Annotated in this window: 19 protein-coding genes; 15 read left to right on the forward strand and 4 right to left on the reverse strand. The window is 37.7% G+C overall.

Features of this window, described 5'->3' with window-relative positions; translation table 11 throughout:
* The first annotated feature begins 111 nt into the window (after positions 1-111).
* Complete coding sequence (locus tag BLR83_RS00525) at positions 112-1,686, forward strand: degradosome RNA helicase CshA (protein ID WP_027967940.1); 1,575 nt, start codon at positions 112-114, stop codon at positions 1,684-1,686.
* 77 nt (positions 1,687-1,763) lie between these two features.
* Here BLR83_RS00525 and BLR83_RS00530 read toward each other — a convergent pair whose 3' ends face one another.
* Positions 1,764-2,654 carry an alpha/beta hydrolase gene (locus BLR83_RS00530; RefSeq protein WP_074559544.1) on the reverse strand — a complete coding sequence of 297 codons (891 nt, stop codon included), beginning with the start codon at positions 2,652-2,654 and terminating at the stop codon, positions 1,764-1,766.
* A gap of 261 nt (positions 2,655-2,915) precedes the next feature.
* Here BLR83_RS00530 and BLR83_RS00535 point away from each other — a divergent pair, with 261 nt between their 5' ends.
* Genes BLR83_RS00535 through BLR83_RS00545 form a run of 3 tightly spaced genes read left to right on the forward strand, consistent with a single transcriptional unit; the run spans position 2,916 to position 5,915 of the window.
* Positions 2,916-4,115, forward strand: a complete 1,200-nt coding sequence (locus BLR83_RS00535) for an MFS transporter (protein WP_074559546.1) — start codon at positions 2,916-2,918, stop codon at positions 4,113-4,115.
* 29 nt (positions 4,116-4,144) lie between these two features.
* On the forward strand, positions 4,145-5,014 hold the full coding sequence (locus BLR83_RS00540) for a response regulator transcription factor (protein WP_074559549.1): 870 nt from the start codon (positions 4,145-4,147) through the stop codon (positions 5,012-5,014).
* 10 nt (positions 5,015-5,024) lie between these two features.
* A complete protein-coding gene (locus tag BLR83_RS00545; protein WP_074559551.1) occupies positions 5,025-5,915 on the forward strand; it encodes an ROK family protein in 891 nt (296 codons plus the stop codon).
* Positions 5,916-5,935: 20 nt separating this feature from the next.
* On the opposite strand, the gene BLR83_RS00550 is transcribed toward BLR83_RS00545, so the two are convergent.
* On the reverse strand, positions 5,936-6,211 hold the full coding sequence (locus tag BLR83_RS00550) for a GIY-YIG nuclease family protein (RefSeq protein ID WP_074559554.1): 276 nt from the start codon (positions 6,209-6,211) through the stop codon (positions 5,936-5,938).
* The gene (locus BLR83_RS00555) at positions 6,186-6,947 is read right to left on the reverse strand and encodes a tRNA1(Val) (adenine(37)-N6)-methyltransferase (RefSeq protein ID WP_074481911.1); all 762 of its coding nucleotides are present in this window, start codon (positions 6,945-6,947) and stop codon (positions 6,186-6,188) included. The genes BLR83_RS00550 and BLR83_RS00555 overlap by 26 nt, the downstream gene beginning before the upstream one ends.
* Before the next feature lie 116 nt (positions 6,948-7,063).
* On the opposite strand from BLR83_RS00555, the gene BLR83_RS00560 reads away from it, so the two are divergent.
* The 10 genes from BLR83_RS00560 to BLR83_RS00605 all read left to right on the forward strand — a co-directional run bounded on the left by BLR83_RS00560 (position 7,064) and on the right by BLR83_RS00605 (position 15,497).
* Positions 7,064-7,810, forward strand: a complete 747-nt coding sequence (locus tag BLR83_RS00560) for a lysophospholipid acyltransferase family protein (protein WP_074559556.1) — start codon at positions 7,064-7,066, stop codon at positions 7,808-7,810.
* Positions 7,811-7,907: 97 nt separating this feature from the next.
* Positions 7,908-8,588: a helix-hairpin-helix domain-containing protein gene (locus BLR83_RS00565; RefSeq protein WP_074559558.1), complete on the forward strand. Its 681-nt coding sequence runs from the start codon at positions 7,908-7,910 to the stop codon at positions 8,586-8,588.
* Positions 8,578-10,812, forward strand: a complete 2,235-nt coding sequence (locus tag BLR83_RS00570; protein WP_074559560.1) for a DNA internalization-related competence protein ComEC/Rec2 — start codon at positions 8,578-8,580, stop codon at positions 10,810-10,812. Before BLR83_RS00565 ends, BLR83_RS00570 begins: the two co-directional genes overlap by 11 nt.
* Positions 10,813-10,873: 61 nt before the next feature.
* Positions 10,874-11,062 carry a type II toxin-antitoxin system HicA family toxin gene (locus BLR83_RS00575; RefSeq protein ID WP_074559562.1) on the forward strand — a complete coding sequence of 63 codons (189 nt, stop codon included), beginning with the start codon at positions 10,874-10,876 and terminating at the stop codon, positions 11,060-11,062.
* Positions 11,063-11,101: 39 nt separating this feature from the next.
* Positions 11,102-11,479: a type II toxin-antitoxin system HicB family antitoxin gene (locus BLR83_RS00580; RefSeq protein ID WP_074559564.1), complete on the forward strand. Its 378-nt coding sequence runs from the start codon at positions 11,102-11,104 to the stop codon at positions 11,477-11,479.
* A gap of 83 nt (positions 11,480-11,562) precedes the next feature.
* Positions 11,563-12,141: an HD domain-containing protein gene (locus BLR83_RS00585; protein ID WP_074559566.1), complete on the forward strand. Its 579-nt coding sequence runs from the start codon at positions 11,563-11,565 to the stop codon at positions 12,139-12,141.
* 11 nt (positions 12,142-12,152) lie between these two features.
* Positions 12,153-12,875 (forward strand): CYTH domain-containing protein, encoded by a 723-nt coding sequence (locus BLR83_RS00590; RefSeq protein ID WP_234793067.1) that lies wholly within the window; start codon positions 12,153-12,155, stop codon positions 12,873-12,875.
* 51 nt (positions 12,876-12,926) lie between these two features.
* Positions 12,927-13,964 carry a DNA polymerase III subunit delta gene (holA, locus tag BLR83_RS00595; RefSeq protein WP_074561076.1) on the forward strand — a complete coding sequence of 346 codons (1,038 nt, stop codon included), beginning with the start codon at positions 12,927-12,929 and terminating at the stop codon, positions 13,962-13,964.
* 94 nt (positions 13,965-14,058) lie between these two features.
* Complete coding sequence (sodA, locus tag BLR83_RS00600; RefSeq protein WP_074559568.1) at positions 14,059-14,670, forward strand: superoxide dismutase SodA; 612 nt, start codon at positions 14,059-14,061, stop codon at positions 14,668-14,670.
* 101 nt (positions 14,671-14,771) lie between these two features.
* A complete protein-coding gene (locus tag BLR83_RS00605; RefSeq protein WP_074559570.1) occupies positions 14,772-15,497 on the forward strand; it encodes a YebC/PmpR family DNA-binding transcriptional regulator in 726 nt (241 codons plus the stop codon).
* A gap of 51 nt (positions 15,498-15,548) precedes the next feature.
* Here the strand turns inward: BLR83_RS00605 and queA are convergent, their stop codons facing one another.
* On the reverse strand, positions 15,549-16,577 hold the full coding sequence (queA, locus tag BLR83_RS00610) for a tRNA preQ1(34) S-adenosylmethionine ribosyltransferase-isomerase QueA (protein WP_039697214.1): 1,029 nt from the start codon (positions 16,575-16,577) through the stop codon (positions 15,549-15,551).
* Between the two features lie 162 nt (positions 16,578-16,739).
* Between queA and BLR83_RS00615 the strand changes: the two genes are divergently transcribed.
* Positions 16,740-17,246, forward strand: a complete 507-nt coding sequence (locus BLR83_RS00615; protein ID WP_074559572.1) for a VIT1/CCC1 transporter family protein — start codon at positions 16,740-16,742, stop codon at positions 17,244-17,246.
* Positions 17,247-17,453 lie beyond the last annotated feature (207 nt).

Consider the following 17,453-nt stretch of genomic DNA (forward strand, 5'->3'; position numbering starts at 1 on the left):
ACTGTTTCCTATCTTTTTGACCTAGAATGTGTTACACTAGTTAAGTTGTTAAACAACGAAACTAAAGTTTAATAAGGCAGCTTCGCACTGCCTTTTAGAAAAGAGAAAAATTTGAAATTTACAGAACTTAACTTATCGGAAGCAATCCTTGCTGCTGTTGAAAAAGCAGGCTTTGTTGAGCCTTCTCCAATCCAAGAATTGACAATTCCTTTGGCATTGGAAGGTAAGGATGTTATCGGACAAGCGCAAACTGGTACAGGGAAAACAGCTGCCTTTGGTCTACCAACATTGGATAAAATTGATACAAGTCGTAATCTTGTCCAAGCTTTGGTTATTGCTCCAACACGTGAATTAGCGGTTCAAGGTCAAGAAGAATTGTTCCGTTTTGGTCGTGAAAAAGGTGTTAAAGTTCGTTCAGTTTACGGCGGTTCAAGCATTGAAAAACAAATTAAAGCTCTTCGCTCAGGTGCTCATATTGTTGTCGGAACACCAGGTCGTTTGCTTGATTTGATTAAACGTAAAGCTTTGAAACTTGAACACGTAGAAACATTGATTCTTGATGAAGCAGATGAAATGCTTAACATGGGATTCTTGGAAGATATTGAAGCTATTATCAGCCGTGTGCCTGAGACACGTCAAACACTTCTTTTCTCAGCTACAATGCCTGAAGCAATCAAACGTATCGGGGTTAAATTCATGCAAAATCCTGAACACGTTAAAGTAGCTGCTAAAGAATTGACAACTGATCTTGTCGATCAATACTACATTCGTGTTAAAGAACAAGATAAATTTGATACAATGACTCGTCTGATGGACGTTGACCAACCAGAATTGTCAATCGTCTTTGGACGTACAAAACGTCGTGTTGATGAATTGACACGTGGTTTGAAATTGCGTGGTTACCGTGCAGAAGGTATTCACGGTGACCTTGACCAAGGCAAACGTCTTCGTGTTCTACGCGATTTCAAAAATGATAACATCGATATCTTGGTTGCAACTGATGTAGCTGCTCGTGGTCTTGATATTTCAGGTGTTACACACGTTTATAACTACGATATTCCTCAAGATCCAGAAAGCTATGTGCACCGTATTGGTCGTACAGGTCGTGCAGGTAAACATGGTCAATCTATCACTTTTGTAGCACCAAACGAAATGGGTTACTTGTCAATTATTGAAAAATTGACGAAAAAACGCATGAAAGGTTTGAAACCAGCTACAGCTGACGAAGCCTTTAAAGCTAAGAAAAAAGTTGCTCTTAAGAAAATTGAACGTGATTTTGCTGATGAAAAAATCCGTAACAGCTTTGATAAATTTAAGGGTGATGCGGTTAAATTGGCAGCAGAATTCACACCAGAAGAGTTAGCTCTTTACATTTTGAGCTTAACAGTGAAAGACCCTGAAACTCTTCCAAAAGTTGAAATTGCGCGTGAAAAACCATTACCATTTAAACCTTCAGGTGGTGGATTTAACAACCGTAAAGGTGGACGCAATAACGGTCGTGGTCGTGATAATCGTCGTGGTGGACGTGACCGTAAACGTGATGACCGTGATAACGGCTACCGCGATTTTAAACGTACATCATCTAAGAACAAACGTGATTTCCAAAATAAAGATAACAAGCGCCCACACCGCACATCAAGTGAAAAGAAACCTGGATTTGTTATCCGAAATAAAGGTGAAAGATAATAACTGAGACACTCTGCTTAAGCAGGGTGTTTTTTTGTATGAAAAAAGCTTCTGCAAATCAGCAGAAGCGGTTGATATTAAGCAAGATATTGCTTGAAGAAGTCTAAAATTTCTAAATTGCATTTTGTTGCTACCGGGTCTTTGACATTGTAGTTAAAGACATGAGCTTTAGGTTCTTCAGGTGTACCATAACTACGAAAAACATGATTGATGTGCTTAGCAGTTAAGAAACCATCTAGTCGAACAGTACAATCACGAATGAAATCTTGGTTTGCTGTTGTGAGAAGTAGTGGTGGAATGTTAGGAGTGATGTATTTTTCTGTTTCAAGCATGTCCTTTTTAGAATTTAAAACATTATCAGTAAAATAAGCTTGAGGAGCCCCTTCAATCATACCAGGAAGGTTAAGAAAAGCAGCACCACAATTAATAGCAGCAGCACGAACGATGAAGTTTGGTTTTTCATAACCAAATTTTTGACGAAATTTATCATTGGTCAAAATCGTTAAATATTGCATTGCCATTTGACCACCAGCGCTATCTCCAATGATAAAAATATTATCTAAATCTAAATGATAATCCATGCCATGTTCTGCAATCCAGTGCATAGCGCGATTGACATCATCTAGTTCACCTGGAAATTCAACTTCGGGTGCTAGTTGATAGTTAAAGTTAACAAAGGCAAAACCATTTTTAGCTAAACTGAGTCCGAAGAATTGGTAGGTTTCTTTTGTTCCATAGACCCAACCCCCACCATGAATACTGATAATTGTTGGAATTTTTTCACCTCTTTTTTTAGGAAGGTAGATGTCCAGAAGATTCCACTTTTCTTTTGGACCATAGGAAATATCATCAAAACGTTCAACTTCTGGAATGTCATGTGGTAAGCCTTCGTCTCGCTTATCGTCATTTTCTTTACAAATAGCATTCATAGCTTTAGCAGCTTTTAAAATATCTTCTTTAACTACCATTTTGAGGCCTCTTTTCTATTTTTTTAATTTGATTTTAAGTTAAAAGAGAAGGAAAATCTAGTATTATTTTATCTAAAAATAGGCGTACAGTGACCTAAATAGCAGTAGTAGTTATTTTAAAAAAGGTTACTGAGCGCCTTTTTCTGGTGACTATTGCTATTTTAACAAAGAGTCTAAGTTACTATAATAAGATTGTAAAAAATTAGAAGCGCTTGCAAGGCTCTTGAATAAGGAAGATTTGTACTTTAGGAGGATTTTGCTATGAAACCAGTGAAAGATCGATTATCTTTTAAAATATCTTTGCTTTCTATTTCTCTCTTTTTGATGATAGCACCGCAGATTTCAGCGGCGTTGCCACTAATGTATGATGCATTTCCGGGAGTTAGCCAGAGCAGTGTTGAAACTTTGGCGACCGTTCCGAATTTTGGTATCATGGTTGGTTTGTTTATCAGCCCATTTTTGATTCGTTTTTTAGGGCAAAAATCGACAGTTTTGGCAGGTTTGGTAATTACTTTACTAGCTGGAACTTTTCCAATGTACGCAACAGCTTTTACGCCGATTTTGATTTCACGTTTTTTACTTGGGGCAGGGATTGGTTTGTTTAATTCTTTGGCAGTTAGTTTGATTCCTCAATTTTACGATGACAATGAAGAAGAGCGCGCAACGATGCTTGGTTTTCAAAATGTTATGAGTAGTATTGGTGCAGCAATTTCTTCTTTCTTGGTAGGATACCTAGTCACAATTAGTTGGCATGCTGCTTTTGTGATTTATTTCCTTGTTATTCCTTCTTTGATTCTGTTCACTTTGTTTGTACCATTGAAAAAAGAAAGTGGGCAAGCAGTACAAAATGATAGCACTCAAAAACAATCTGTTAATGGTAAGGTAATTCTTATCGCCGTTTTGATGTTCTTTATTTTCATGTTTTATTTGCCAATGAGCTATAAATTGCCAAATATGATTATCGAAAATGGTATCGGGACAAGTTCGACAGCAGCCATGGTCGCAGGTTTTTCAACTTTAGTCGGAATTCCAATTGGGGCATCATTTGGATTTTTCTTCAAGAAATTGCGTGATAAAATTTTTCCAATTGGCTTTTTGCTAGTGACTTTAGGATTCTTTTTGACAGCGATTTCTCATAATCTGTTTACATTGCTTTTATCTATGGTTATTAGTGGTATTGGTTTTGGATTTGCGGTACCATATATGTATAATTGGCTTGGTTGGGCAGCTCCTCAAAATTCTGTTAACTTGGCAACAACAATTGTTCTTGTCATGGTAAATGTTGGTTGTTTCTTGTCACCAAGTATTATGGGACTTCTTTCAAGTTTTTTAGGCACAGCAGCAAGCAATACTTTGCTGATTTCAGCAATTGGTTTTGCTTTTATCACAATTTATGCTGTTGCTCATTACGTGAGAGTACATAAACTTCACGTTAGTAATGTCAAAGAAGAAAAAATCTGAGAGTGAATTCTTTTATAAGGAGGTATTTTTTGGAACAAAGTCAGCATGAAGTTATCAATCCTAACCAAGGACTACTTTCTTTTTTAATCGTTCATGATAATCAGGATTCAACTTATATTTCGCCACATTGGCATAGGGCAGTTGAGCTGAGTTATACCTTAAAAGGTTCGATTGACCAGTTTTATGTCGCAGGTGAAAATTTTCAAACGCATTCTGGTCGCATTTTAGTGATTAATACGCAAGAGGTTCATAGTATTCGTGTTTTGAAACATAAGGAAGAGTCTAATCTTGCACTCACGATAACATATCCTTATCCTTTTCTGATTGGGCAGTGTGAAAGAATTGCGTATAGTCGCTTTGATATTAATCACCCAGAGCAATTTTCAAATGCACAAAAAAAGGCGTATGGTCAACTTCAAGAGATTTTGAAAAAAATAGTTTCAGATTCTCAAGCTGATAGTTCTGATAGGAATTTAAAAATAAATCTTGGAATTTTGAAGGTTTTAGAAATATTAGTTGAGTTTTTTCTGGTGGATGATTATTCAACTGTTCGCCAGGATAATCGTTTGCAGATTGCTGAGCGAATTAAGAAAATAGATGATTTTTTACGGCTTCACTACCAGGAAAGTATTCATTTAGAAGATTTGGCAGAGCACTGCCATCTTTCACGATCTTACATGGCACGTTTTTTTAAAACACATCTTGGAGTAACCTTGGGACAGTATTTGAGAAATATACGTGCTCAGAAGGCGCGTGATCATTTAATAGAAACTAAAGATAGCTTTACAAATATAGCTTTAGAGCATGGATTTAGTGGATTAAGATCAATGAATCGTGCATTAGAGGACAATTTTGGAAAAAATGCTAGACAAATTCGAAATGATGTCAAGAATAGTTAAGGGGGGCAGTATGACTAGATATTTAATCTTTGATGTCGGTGGAACACGCATAAAATATGCATTGATTACTGAGAATAGGCAAATCATTGAAAAAGATTCTACTTGTACTCCAGATAATAGCCAAGAATTTTGGAAAACAATTGATGTTGTGATTAAAAACTATAAGGATGCAATAAGTGGTATTGCTTTTAGCGTACCTGGTTGTGTAGACACTCAAAACGGTATTATCTATCTTGGTGGCGCACTTGATTATTTGAAAAATATTCATATCAAAGATATGTTTTTCGAGAAATATGGTTTACCAGTAGCTGTTGTTAATGATGCAAAAGCAGCAGCTCTCGCAGAAGTATGGCAGGGCAGTCTAAGAGGAATTAAAGATGGTGCAGCTATTGTTTTAGGAACCGGGGTTGGTGGAGGTCTTATCCTAGATGGAAAGCTCCGAAATGGTTCACATTTTCAAGCTGGCGAATTAAGTTTTTTGGCATTGAATCTTGAAAGGCAAGGTTTTGAACGTACAAGTGGTTACCTTGGGTCAGCAGTAGGAATGGTTTCTGCTGTTAATAGAGCAGTCGGAAATAGTGATGAAAAAGATGGTCGGCAAGCCTTCGATGCTATCACTGAAAAAAATTTAGCAGCACTTGCTATTTTTAAAACTTATTGTCGAACTATTGCTCAGATTATCTTGAACGTTCATACAACTTTGGATTTGGAATGCTTTGCGATAGGTGGCGGTATTAGCTCTCAGCCTGTTTTGGTAGATGAAATTAATCATCAATATGATTTACTTTTAGATGAAGATAAGGTGACAGAGCACGTGTTAACACGACCTAAAATTGTGGCAACTACATTTAAAAATGACGCTAACCTACTTGGAGCTCTATATCAATTATTACATCCATAAGAAACGAACACACTTTGAATTTACAAAGTGTGTTCGTTAATATAATCGAGTTTTTGTTGTCGTGTTTTTTGTTTAAAATAGCTTTCTGCAGACATGGCGGCTTCTTTGCTATCAAAACTTTCTTGGTAAATGAGTTTGACAGGTAAGCGGCTTTTTGTGTATTTAGCGCCTTTACCTGCATTATGCGTTTTGATGCGGCGTTCTACATCTGTAGTGTAGCCAGTGTAGAGCGTACCGTCTGCACACTCTACCACGTACATAAAAGCTTTTTTAGTCTTTCTTTCCGTTTTTTCCATAATAGATTTCAAAAATATCGTCGGTATACTCGCCATTTTCTTTGTGAACAAAAAGTGGTGGAAGGATTTTTAGACCATCGGTTGAACCATCTTTGATAGCTTCAATCAAAAGCATATTAGCATCTTTTCCCATTTTTGGGTAAACGAATTGGATGCGTTTTGGTGCCAGATTGTACTGTCTCATGGTATCGATGATGTCTAGAAAGCGATCTGGCCTGTGCACCATAGCAAGTCTTCCATTTGATTTTAGAGCGTGTCTTGCAATGTCACAAATTTCTTCAAGGTTTGTTGTGATTTCGTGTCTAGCTAGAAGATAGTGTTCAGATACATTTTTCTTAGAAGTCTCTGACACCTTGAAATATGGTGGATTGCACAGAATTAAGTCAACGCCAGTTCGCGGTACGTGAGTTAGAAGATTTTTCAAATCATCATTAATCATTTGAACTTGGTCTTCTAAGTGGTTCAAGTGGATTGAACGCTCTGCCATGTCAGCTAAGCGCTCCTGAATTTCAACTTCGATGATTGGCGCTTTAGTGCGGGTGCTGGCAAAAAGTCCAACGGCACCATTTCCAGAACAGAGGTCAACAATCAAGCCACGTGATGGAATTTTTGGGAAACGTGACAAGAGGACACTGTCGATAGAATAGCTGAAAACCTCTCTATTTTGAATAATTTTTACATCTGTCGAAAAGAGCTGATCAATACGCTCACCTTCTTTTAAAATTGATTTAGTCATGACATTTATTATAGCAGATTTTGCCTATTCTCACTAGCGAGGTCGTTAATTTTTACTTTCTAAAACCGCTTAAGCATGGTACAATGTAAGGTAATGAGAAAAAAAGGAGTAAATCTGTGTTTTATACTTATTTACGCGGGCTAGTGGTTTTCCTTCTTTGGATTATCAATGGTAATGCCCATTATCACAATGAAGACAAAATTTTGAGCAAAGATGAAAACTATATTTTGGTTGCACCGCACCGTACATGGTGGGACCCTGTTTATATGGCTTTCGCTGCTCGTCCAAAACAATTCATTTTCATGGCTAAAAAGGAATTGTTCACAAATCGTATATTTGGTTGGTGGATTCGCATGTGTGGCGCCTTTCCAATTGACCGTGAAAATCCTGGTCAAAAAGCCATCAAATACCCAATTAACATGTTGAAAAAAAGCAATCGTTCACTTGTCATGTTTCCAAGTGGAAGTCGTCATTCAACAGATGTTAAAGGTGGGGTTGCTGTCATCGCTAAAATGGCAAAAGTTAAAATCATGCCAGTTGTTTACGCAGGACCAATGCAACTAAAAGGTCTTTTGACTGGTGAACGTGTTGACATGAACTTTGGTAACCCAATTGATATTTCTGACATCAAACGCATGAACGATGAAGGTATCGAAGAAGTGGCAAACCGTATTCAAACTGAATTTGACCGCTTGGATGCTGAAAATGCAACTTACCACATCGATAAAAAACCAAATCCATTGACATACATTTATCGTGTTCCACTTGGTTTGGTAGCTATTGTCGTTGTTCTTTTGACATTACTCTTTAGCTACATTGCAAGCTTTGTCTGGGATCCTGATAAACACCGTAAAATGAAATAAATAAGAAAAAGCTCGGATTTTCCGAGTTTTTTTTTCGAATAATTAAGTAAGGGCTCCGAGGAGCCTTTTTCTAATGCTAAAAAGGTGAGGTAATAGGATGATTGAAGAGATGAAAGAAAGACTTTTGGAACATAAGACGGTAGCGGCGGTTTTAGGAACGGTGCTTGTTATGCTTGTGGCATTCTTTGTTTGGTCTAGTATGACTAGACCACAAGCGCAGCTACAAAGTGATTTACCTGCGCTTTCTAGTAGTATCTCAGCAAGTTCAAGTCTTGAACCATCAAAGACAAAGACTATGACATCACATTCTCAAGATGATTCTGGCAAGATTTTTGTTGATATCAAGGGTGCCGTTAAAAATGAAGGTGTTTATGAATTGTCAAATGGCAGCCGTGTCACGGATTTGGTCAAAAAAGCCGGCGGATTTACAGATGATGCTGACAAGAAGTCAGTCAATTTAGCCGAAAAATTAGCTGACGAAGCGGTTGTCTATGTGGCAAAAATTGGTGAAGAAGTCACACCAGCAAGTACACCATCTCAAGCTAAAACAACGACAGCTAGCGGGGTACAAGGTGACGATTCAGCGCAAATCAATCTTAACACCGCAACTATGGAAGAACTCCAAACTATTTCTGGGATTGGGGCTAAACGTGCGCAAGATATCATTGATTATCGTGATGCTAATGGTGGGTTCTCATCCGTTGATGACTTGAAAAATGTTTCTGGCATTGGTGAGAAGACTTTGGAAAAATTAAAAGCAGAGGTGACTGTTGATTAAGCATTTTCCCATTAAGCCAATTCAATTGGCTTTTTTGCTCATTTTACTTTATTATTTTTGTTTTGAAAAAGTTCTGTTATGCCTATTTTTACTCTTGTTAGCCTTGCTATTTTTATGGCGATATTACGGGTGGAAAGTTTGGTGCCAGATTTCACTGTGCTTGGCTTTCTTTGCGATATTTTTCCTGACTAAGGCTAATCAGACAGAACAGGCTTATCAAGCGGCACCAGCTCAGCTATCAAAAATCCAGATAATTCCAGATACGATTTCGGTTAATGGTGACTTGTTATCCTTTCGAGGTAAGGAAGCTGGGCAGACTTACCAAGTTTTTTATACCTTGAAGTCAGAAAAAGAGCAGGAATTTTTTAAAAATCTTAATCAAACAGTGCTTTTATCAGGGCAGATGGACTTAGAAGAGGCGACGCCACAGCGAAATTTTGGTGGATTTGATTACCGTACTTATCTTAAACATGAAGGGATTTATCGGATTGCTAATCTTTCTTCGATTACTGAGATGAGGCAGCAGAGCTCTTTAAGTTTTTTTGAGCGGCTACATGAACTGAGGAGAAAGGCGATTGTCAGTATTCAAAGGAATTTTCCTGCTCCCATGCGACATTACATGACCGGCCTTTTGTTTGGATATTTGGATAAGTCTTTTGATGAGATGAGTGATGTTTACACTAGCTTAGGGATTATTCATCTTTTTGCTCTGTCTGGCATGCAAGTTGGCTTTTTTGTCGGACTTTTTCGTTTTATCTTTTTGCGATGTGGGCTAAGGCGTGATTTGGTGGGCATACTTCAGATTCCTTTTTCTTTGGTGTATGCTGGCTTGACAGGATTTTCTGTCTCGGTGATTCGAAGTTTGATTCAGTCTGCTTTTGCAAATCTTGGCATTAAAAAATTAGATAATCTTGCCTTTACTTTAATGACCCTTTTTATTTTGATGCCAAATTTCCTGCTGACGACGGGAGGAATTCTTTCGTTTACCTACGCTTTTATCCTAAGTTTTATTGATTTTGATGAGCTTAGTCATTATCGAAAAATCCTTACAGAATGTTTGGCGATTTCACTGGGAAGTTTACCGGTTTTGATATATTTCTTCTCAGTATTTCAACCCTTGTCGCTTCTTTTAACAGCCATTTTTTCACTGGCTTTTGATGTGCTTATCTTGCCTGTTTTGACCTTTGTTTTTCTATTATCACCTCTGGTTAAAGTTACAGTTTTAAATCCATTTTTTGTTTTTCTAGAAACTATCATCAAATTTAGCAAGTCGCTGATTGGTACACCGCTCGTTTTTGGCAGACCAAGTCTAGGAATTTTGTTGCTATTACTTTTAACAATAGGGCTCCTCTATGACTGTTATCGACACAAAAAAGTGGCATTTTTCCTTTTTAGCTTAGTAGCTTTGCTATTTTTCCAAATCAAGCATCCGCTGGAAAATGAAGTGACGGTGGTTGACATTGGTCAGGGAGATAGTATTTTGGTGCGAGATGTGAAAGGGCGGACGCTGCTAATTGATGTGGGCGGAAAAGTGAGTTTTAGCCAGAAAAAGACGTGGCAGGAGCGCTTGTCTGATAGCAATGCCGAGCGGACATTGATTCCTTATCTGAAAAGCCGAGGAATTGGTAAAATTGACCAGCTGGTTCTGACGCATACGGATACTGACCACATGGGTGATATGCTGGACGTTGCCAAAGAGCTGAAAATTGGTCAAGTTCTGGTGAGCCCAGGGAGCCTCACAAAGCCAGATTTTGTGGCTAAACTTCGACAAATGAAGACGCCAGTTCGTGCAGTTTCTGCAGGAGATAGCTTGCCGATTATGGGAAGTCACTTGCAGGTGCTCTATCCAAATGCCGTTGGTGACGGCGGAAATAATGATTCTGTGGTCCTTTATGGCAATCTTCTGGGTAAGAATTTCTTATTTACAGGAGACTTGGAGGAAGAAGGCGAAGAACAGATGATAGCAACTTACCCCAATCTGCCAGTTGATGTCTTAAAAGCAGGGCACCATGGCTCAAAAGGGTCATCGAGCCCAGAATTTCTCGCTCACATTTCCCCGCAAATAGGATTAATCTCCGCAGGGCAAAATAACCGCTATAAACACCCTCACCAAGAAACGCTTGAACGCTTCCGAGCTCAAAACATGACCATTTACCGCACAGACGAACAAGGCGCTATCCGCTTTAGAGGATTAAACCACTGGAAAATTGAAACGGTGAGGTAGGGGGAATAATGAAATAGTTGAACAATATGTATAAAATGTGTATAATTAAGAAAGGTAAGTTATGCCAAAAACACCAAAACAAATGGTAAAACTTCTCAAACAAAGTGGATTTATTAAAGTTCGTCAGCGAGGTAGTCATCTTTTAATGAAAAATTTTGAAACAGGAAAGGTGACGACCGTTCCTATGCATAGTAAAGAACTTGCTAAAGGAACAGAAGAAGCTATTTTGAAACAAGCAGGATTAAAATAAACGTTTAGTCTATTATCCTAAGGCGAAAGGAAGAGTACGATGCAAATTTATCCAGCTATTTTTACAACAAATGAAGATAATATCACTATTACATTTCCAGATATTCCAGAAGCGATTACTCAAGGAAAGGATTGGGCAGAAGCCTATGAAATGGCTCAAGAGGTACTAGGAATGGTGCTTGAAGATTATACCGATTATCCTAAGCCAACAGCTATTTCTGAATTGAAAAAAAGTTATCCAGACGGTGATATTGCTCTGATTCCCATTGATATGCTTGCTTATATGAAAAAATATCATTCTAAGAAAGTCCGCAAAAATGTCACCATTCCAGAGTATTTAAACACATTAGCCGAAGAAAAACATCTTAATTTCTCACAAGTGTTAACCGAAGCTTTAGAGTTAAAATTGAAAGCATAATAACAGTAGTCGATTGACTGCTGTTTTTGCTTTGCAATTAGATTAGCATAAGTATATACTATGTTATAAAAAGGAGGGCGAGAATGGAAGCAATAGAGAGCAAAGTTGATTTTGTTAAAGAAATCGAGAAATTAAAAACTGTGACGCGTTTTAATAGGACATTGGATGGGCGATTTGAAAATAGTGCGGAACATTCTTGGCAGGTTGCATTAGTAGCAAACTTTTTTCAAGATTATTTTCCTGAAAAATTGGACATAGGAAAAGTGACTTTAATGCTTTTAATCCATGATTTGGGAGAAATTTACGCAGGTGATACTTGGGTGTATGATACCACAGGCAAAGCCGTATCACATGATAAGGAATACTTATCGTTACAGAAAAGTTTAGCAGTCTTACCAATCATTCAAGGCGAGAAATTTACAGAATTGTGGCTTGAATTTGAAAAAGGAAATAGTCCAGAATCAAGATATGCTAGAATTATTGATGCTTTGGTACCGCTGATTAATCATTTGGTTGTTTCAGAAGAAGGTTATAATCCCGATAAATTAACGGCTGATAGAGTTTTGGCTAAGAAAGCTTTCATTAAAGAAGATTCAGAAATTTTGTGGCAATTAACAAAGGAATTAATCGAAAAAAGTGTTGAAAAAGGACTATATGACTGAAGGTGAAGAGTTTGAGTAACGCTAAAAATGAATTGGAATTGAAATATCAGCTATCTGAAGAAGTTTTGAGTATTTATGAAGAGAAAGTGAAAAAGGCGGGCTTTGTCTCTGTGGGTGAATGTCTTGAAACAGATATTACGGTTGATTTACCTAATTTTGAAAGCAAATCTAAAGGAATAGTCATTCGCTATCGCATAATAAGTGTTGGGAGATACTTGTTGACGATTAAACTCAAACGTCAAAATAATCATTGCCAAGAATATGTAGAATTAGAGTATTCTAGTGATTCTGATGATAGTCTTGCTTTTTCTGATATTCAATGTTTATTACAAAAGGAATTGGGTGTAGTACTTCCTCGGATTGTTCTAGAAGGAAAAAACGTATCCGAAAATTGTATTTATCTGATAAATCAATTGTACGATTTGGGGTTCACACGTTGTCGCATGTTTTCTCAGAAGAAACGTCATGAGTACAAAAAAGGAAATACGGCTGTTTGTTTTGATCTTTTTCCTAGTCATGTTGGGGCTTTTATTGAGCTAGAAGCTTTTAGTGAGGAGAAACTTATAGCTTTAAAGGAATTAATGGCTTTACCTGAACATTGTCGCATTAGCAAGAACTACGGTAAGATTATTCAAGATAGCTTGAAAAAGCAGGGATTGGATAGCGATAGAAGTAGAATTTGTCTTTTTGATGAAACATTAAAGCAGTTTGCTTATAAAAAATTCCATAGTTAACTTTCGCATGAACCATGAGTTTTTCTCATGGTTTTTTGTTATAATATCTTTATGATTGCAATCGAAGAAATTGATAAATTACGAAAAGAAAATCTCAGCCTGATTACGGTGGTGACGGGTGAGGATTTGGGACAATATTCTCAGCTAAAAGAGCGCATGATGGAGCGCGTTGGCTATGATAAGGATGATTTGACTTATTCTTATTTTGATATGGCTGAGGTGGATTATCAGGATGCGGAGATGGACCTTGAAAGTTTGCCATTTTTTGCGGACCAAAAGGTGGTTATTTTTGATAATCTGCTTGACATCACGACAGCTAAGAAGTCTTATTTGGATGATAAGGCGCTCAAACGTTTTGAGGCTTATTTGGAAAATCCATTGGACACGACGCGCTTGATTATTTTTGCCCCAGGAAAATTAGATGGCAAACGTCGCTTGGTGAAAATTCTTAAACGTGATGCGCAGATTTTTGAAGCGAGAGAATTAAAAGAAGCAGAGCTAAAGACTTATTTCCAAAAATTAGCTCACAAAGAGAACTTAGTTTTTGATTCTGGCGTTTTCGAGGCTTTGCTTTTGAAATCAAATTATGATTTCAGCGAGATTTTGAAAAATATTGCCTTTTTGAAATCTTATAAAAAAGATGGTCATATCACTTCAGAAGATATAAATCAAGCTATTCCGAAAACACTTCAGGATAATATTTTTGATTTGACGCAATTTGTCTTGAATGGCAAAATTGATGAGGCGCGTGACTTGATTCGTGATTTGCGCCTGCAAGGTGAAGACGAAATCAAGTTGATTGCCATTATGCTAGGGCAATTTCGCATGTTTTTGCAAGTCAGCATTTTAGCCAGTCAAGGAAAAACAGAGCAGCAGATGGTAGCAACCTTGTCTGATTATCTGGGACGCCGTGTCAATCCTTATCAAGTCAAATTTGCTGTGCGCGATTCACGTACATTGTCAATGACTTTCTTGAAAAAAGCTATTGCTGTCTTGATTGAGACAGATTACGCCATTAAGACAGGAACTTATGACAAAGATTATCTCTTTGATGTTGCTATTTTAAAAATTGCTCATGAGCATCATTAAGCAAGCTTAAAAAAGCGGTCAAATAATTTGCTAGCTAGGATGAATTCTTATAAAATGATGATAAGAATTAACGAAAAGAAAGAAGGTAACTAGCATGGCTATTATTTTACCCGAATTACCATATGCATACGATGCGCTTGAACCATACATCGATGCAGAAACAATGACATTGCACCATGATAAACATCATGCCACTTATGTAGCAAACGCCAATGCGGCTCTTGAAAAACACCCAGAACTTGGAGATGATTTGGAAGCTATCTTATCAGATGTAGACAAGATTCCAGCAGATATTCGCCAAGCGGTGATTAACAACGGTGGTGGTGCTCTCAACCACTCACTTTTCTGGGAATTCCTTTCTCCTGAAAAACAAGAACCGACAGCAGATGTTTTGGTTGCGATTGAAGAAGCTTTTGGTTCATTTGATGAGTTTAAAGCTGTCTTTACAAAAGCTGCAACAACACGTTTTGGTTCAGGTTGGGCATGGCTTGTCGTTAACAAAGATGGCAAACTTGAAGTAACCTCAACAGCTAACCAAGACAACCCAATCTCAGAAGGTAAGAAACCAATTCTTGCTCTTGATGTCTGGGAACATGCCTACTATCTCAAATATCGTAATGTTCGACCAGATTACATCAAAGCATTCTTTGATATTATCAATTGGGCAAAAGTTGCTGAATTATACCAAGCAGCACTTGCTGACTAATAATTTAACATAGCACTCTCTAATCTAGAGGATAGACATTTGTCTATCCTCTTTTTACGTCTAAATATGATATAATAGCAAGGAATAGGGAGGAATTTTGCATGTCAGGACATAATAAATGGAGCAAAATTAAAAATAAAAAAGGTGAAGCAGATGCTAAACGTGGTGCGATTTTCAACAAATTGTCACGTGAAATTTTTGTAGCTGCTAAAGCTGGTGGTGGTGACCCATCAATGAACGCCAGCCTTCGTATGGTTTTGGATAAAGCGCGTGCGGCTAATATGCCAAAAGATAACATCAATCGTGCGATTAAGAAAGCAACAGATGTTGGTGATACAACAAATTACGATGAAATCACTTATGAAGGTTATGGACCTGGTGGGGTAGCTATCCTCGTTCATACCTTAACTGACAATAAAAAACGTACAGATGCGAACATGCACACTATTTTCACACGTAATGGCGGTAACATGGGCTCAACAGGTTCTGTAGCTTATATGTTCGACCGCAAAGGTTACATTGTCATTGACCGTGAAAATCTAGACTTGGATGAAGATAGCATGCTTGAGATGATTTTGGATGCTGGAGCAGAAGATTTGAAAACATCAGATGACGCTTTTGAAATCTTTACCGAACCAAAAGAGTTTCCAGCTGTTAAGGAAGCTTTGCAAGCACAAAATCTTGAATTTGCGCAAGCTCAACTCAGCATGATTCCACAAAACTACGTTAGCCTTGATCAAGAACAAGCAGACATTTTGGAAACATTGGTCGATAAACTTGAAGATGACGATGACGTTCAAGATGTTTACACAAACATGGCTGATTAATAATGAAAAAAGAACTTCGAATTTTTTCGAAGTTCTTTTTAAGTAATTTTGTTATTTGACGAACATGGCATCGCCAAAGCTAAAGAAGCGGTAGCGTTCATCGATAGCGTGTTGGTAAGCTTCTAAGACAAATTCACGTCCGGCAAAAGCTGAAACCAACATCACAAGTGTTGATTTTGGCAAGTGGAAGTTTGTTGAAAAGGCATCAACCACTTTGAACTCATAACCTGGTTTGATGAAGATATTTGTCCAACCGCTATCAGCTTTGATTTCGCCATTGAATTTTGAACCGATGGTTTCAAGGGTACGAATCGAAGTTGTTCCAACTGCAACAACGCGTCCACCAGCAGCTTTTACGTCGCGAAGGGTTTGGGCAGCTTCTTCAGATAAGCGGTAGAATTCAGAGTGCATTTCGTGTTCTTCGACATTGTCAACAGAAACTGGACGGAATGTTCCAAGTCCAACGTGAAGTGTCACGTAGACAAGTTTCACGCCTTTTGCTTCGATTTTTTCAAGCAATTCTTTGGTGAAGTGAAGCCCAGCAGTTGGAGCGGCAGCAGAACCATTTTCTTTGGCGTAAACGGTTTGGTAACGGTCTGGGTCATCCAATTTCTCGTGAATGTATGGTGGCAATGGCATTTCACCAAGGCTTTCCAAAACTTCAAGGAAGATACCATCGTAGTCGAATTCAACGATACGTCCACCGTGATCCAATTCTTCCACAACTGTGGCAGTCAAACGACCATCACCAAATGATACTTTTGCTCCCACGCGCAAGCGTTTAGCTGGCTTTGCAAGAACTTCCCATTGGTCGCCTTCAGTATTTTTCAAAAGAAGCAATTCAACATGACCGTGTGTGTCTGGTTTTTCACCGTATAGACGAGCTGGGAGAACGCGTGTGTTGTTCATGACAAGAGCGTCACCAGGATTTAGCTCATCAAGAATGTGGTCAAAGTGTGCATCAACCATTTCGTGAGTATTGTGGTCAATGACTAAAAGTTTAGAACTATCTCGTTTTTCAAGAGGCGTTTGGGCAATTAACTCCTCTGGTAAATTAAAATCAAAATCGTCGGTATGCATAATCTAACATGTTTCCTTAATATTATATTCTCAACTAATCATTATAACACGATAAGCATTTTCCGTCATCTGCTCTTGTTTTAATTGTAACAATTCTAAAGAGATGGTATAATGAAAACAATAAAGAAAACGCTTAAAAATAATGGAAAGTGATGAAAATAGATGAAAGAAAAAATTGGAGATTACGCAAAATCAATCGTCTATGGTGGCATGGACGGGATTGTGACGACATTTGCGGTTGTTGCAGGAGCAGTCGGTGGTAACCTAGGAATCACACCGATTGTCATTCTTGGCTTTTCAAATCTTCTGGCTGATGGCTTTTCAATGGCAGTCGGAGATTATTTGAGCTCAACGACTGAAGAATCAGTCGTCAAAGGTAAGGCAGTTAAGAATGCTGGCGCAACTTTCCTTTCATTCATCTTTTTTGGCTTGATTCCTCTTTTGTCTTACCTTTTGATTAATGTTTTTAGCATTTTTAGAGTTCACACTTTCATGATGGCTTGTATTTTGGTATCACTTGCCTTAACCCTTTTAGGCTTTGTCAAAGCTTTGATAACCAAAAAAAGCAAATTCAAAGAAATTTTTAGAACGCTACTGATTGGCTTAATTGCTGCGCTGTTTGCTTATTATGTTGGTGACTTTTTAGGGCAGCTTGCAGGAACAAGATAAGGAGTTTCCACTCATCTTAGATGGGTGGATTTTTTATATTGCACTATTTACTCATTAAAAAGTAATTTAGATAATGTAAACTAAAAAGTGTAAGGATTAATCTTTATTATTTTTAGAGAAGAAGAATTTAAAAATATGTCTCCAAAATACTATACAATTTTTTTCTACAATCCTGCGCTAAAGGAAGATAGTAATAGGAGTATTTCA

Source organism: Streptococcus equinus (assembly GCF_900101445.1).
In the GTDB taxonomy this organism is placed as follows: Bacteria; Bacillota; Bacilli; order Lactobacillales; family Streptococcaceae; genus Streptococcus; species Streptococcus equinus_B.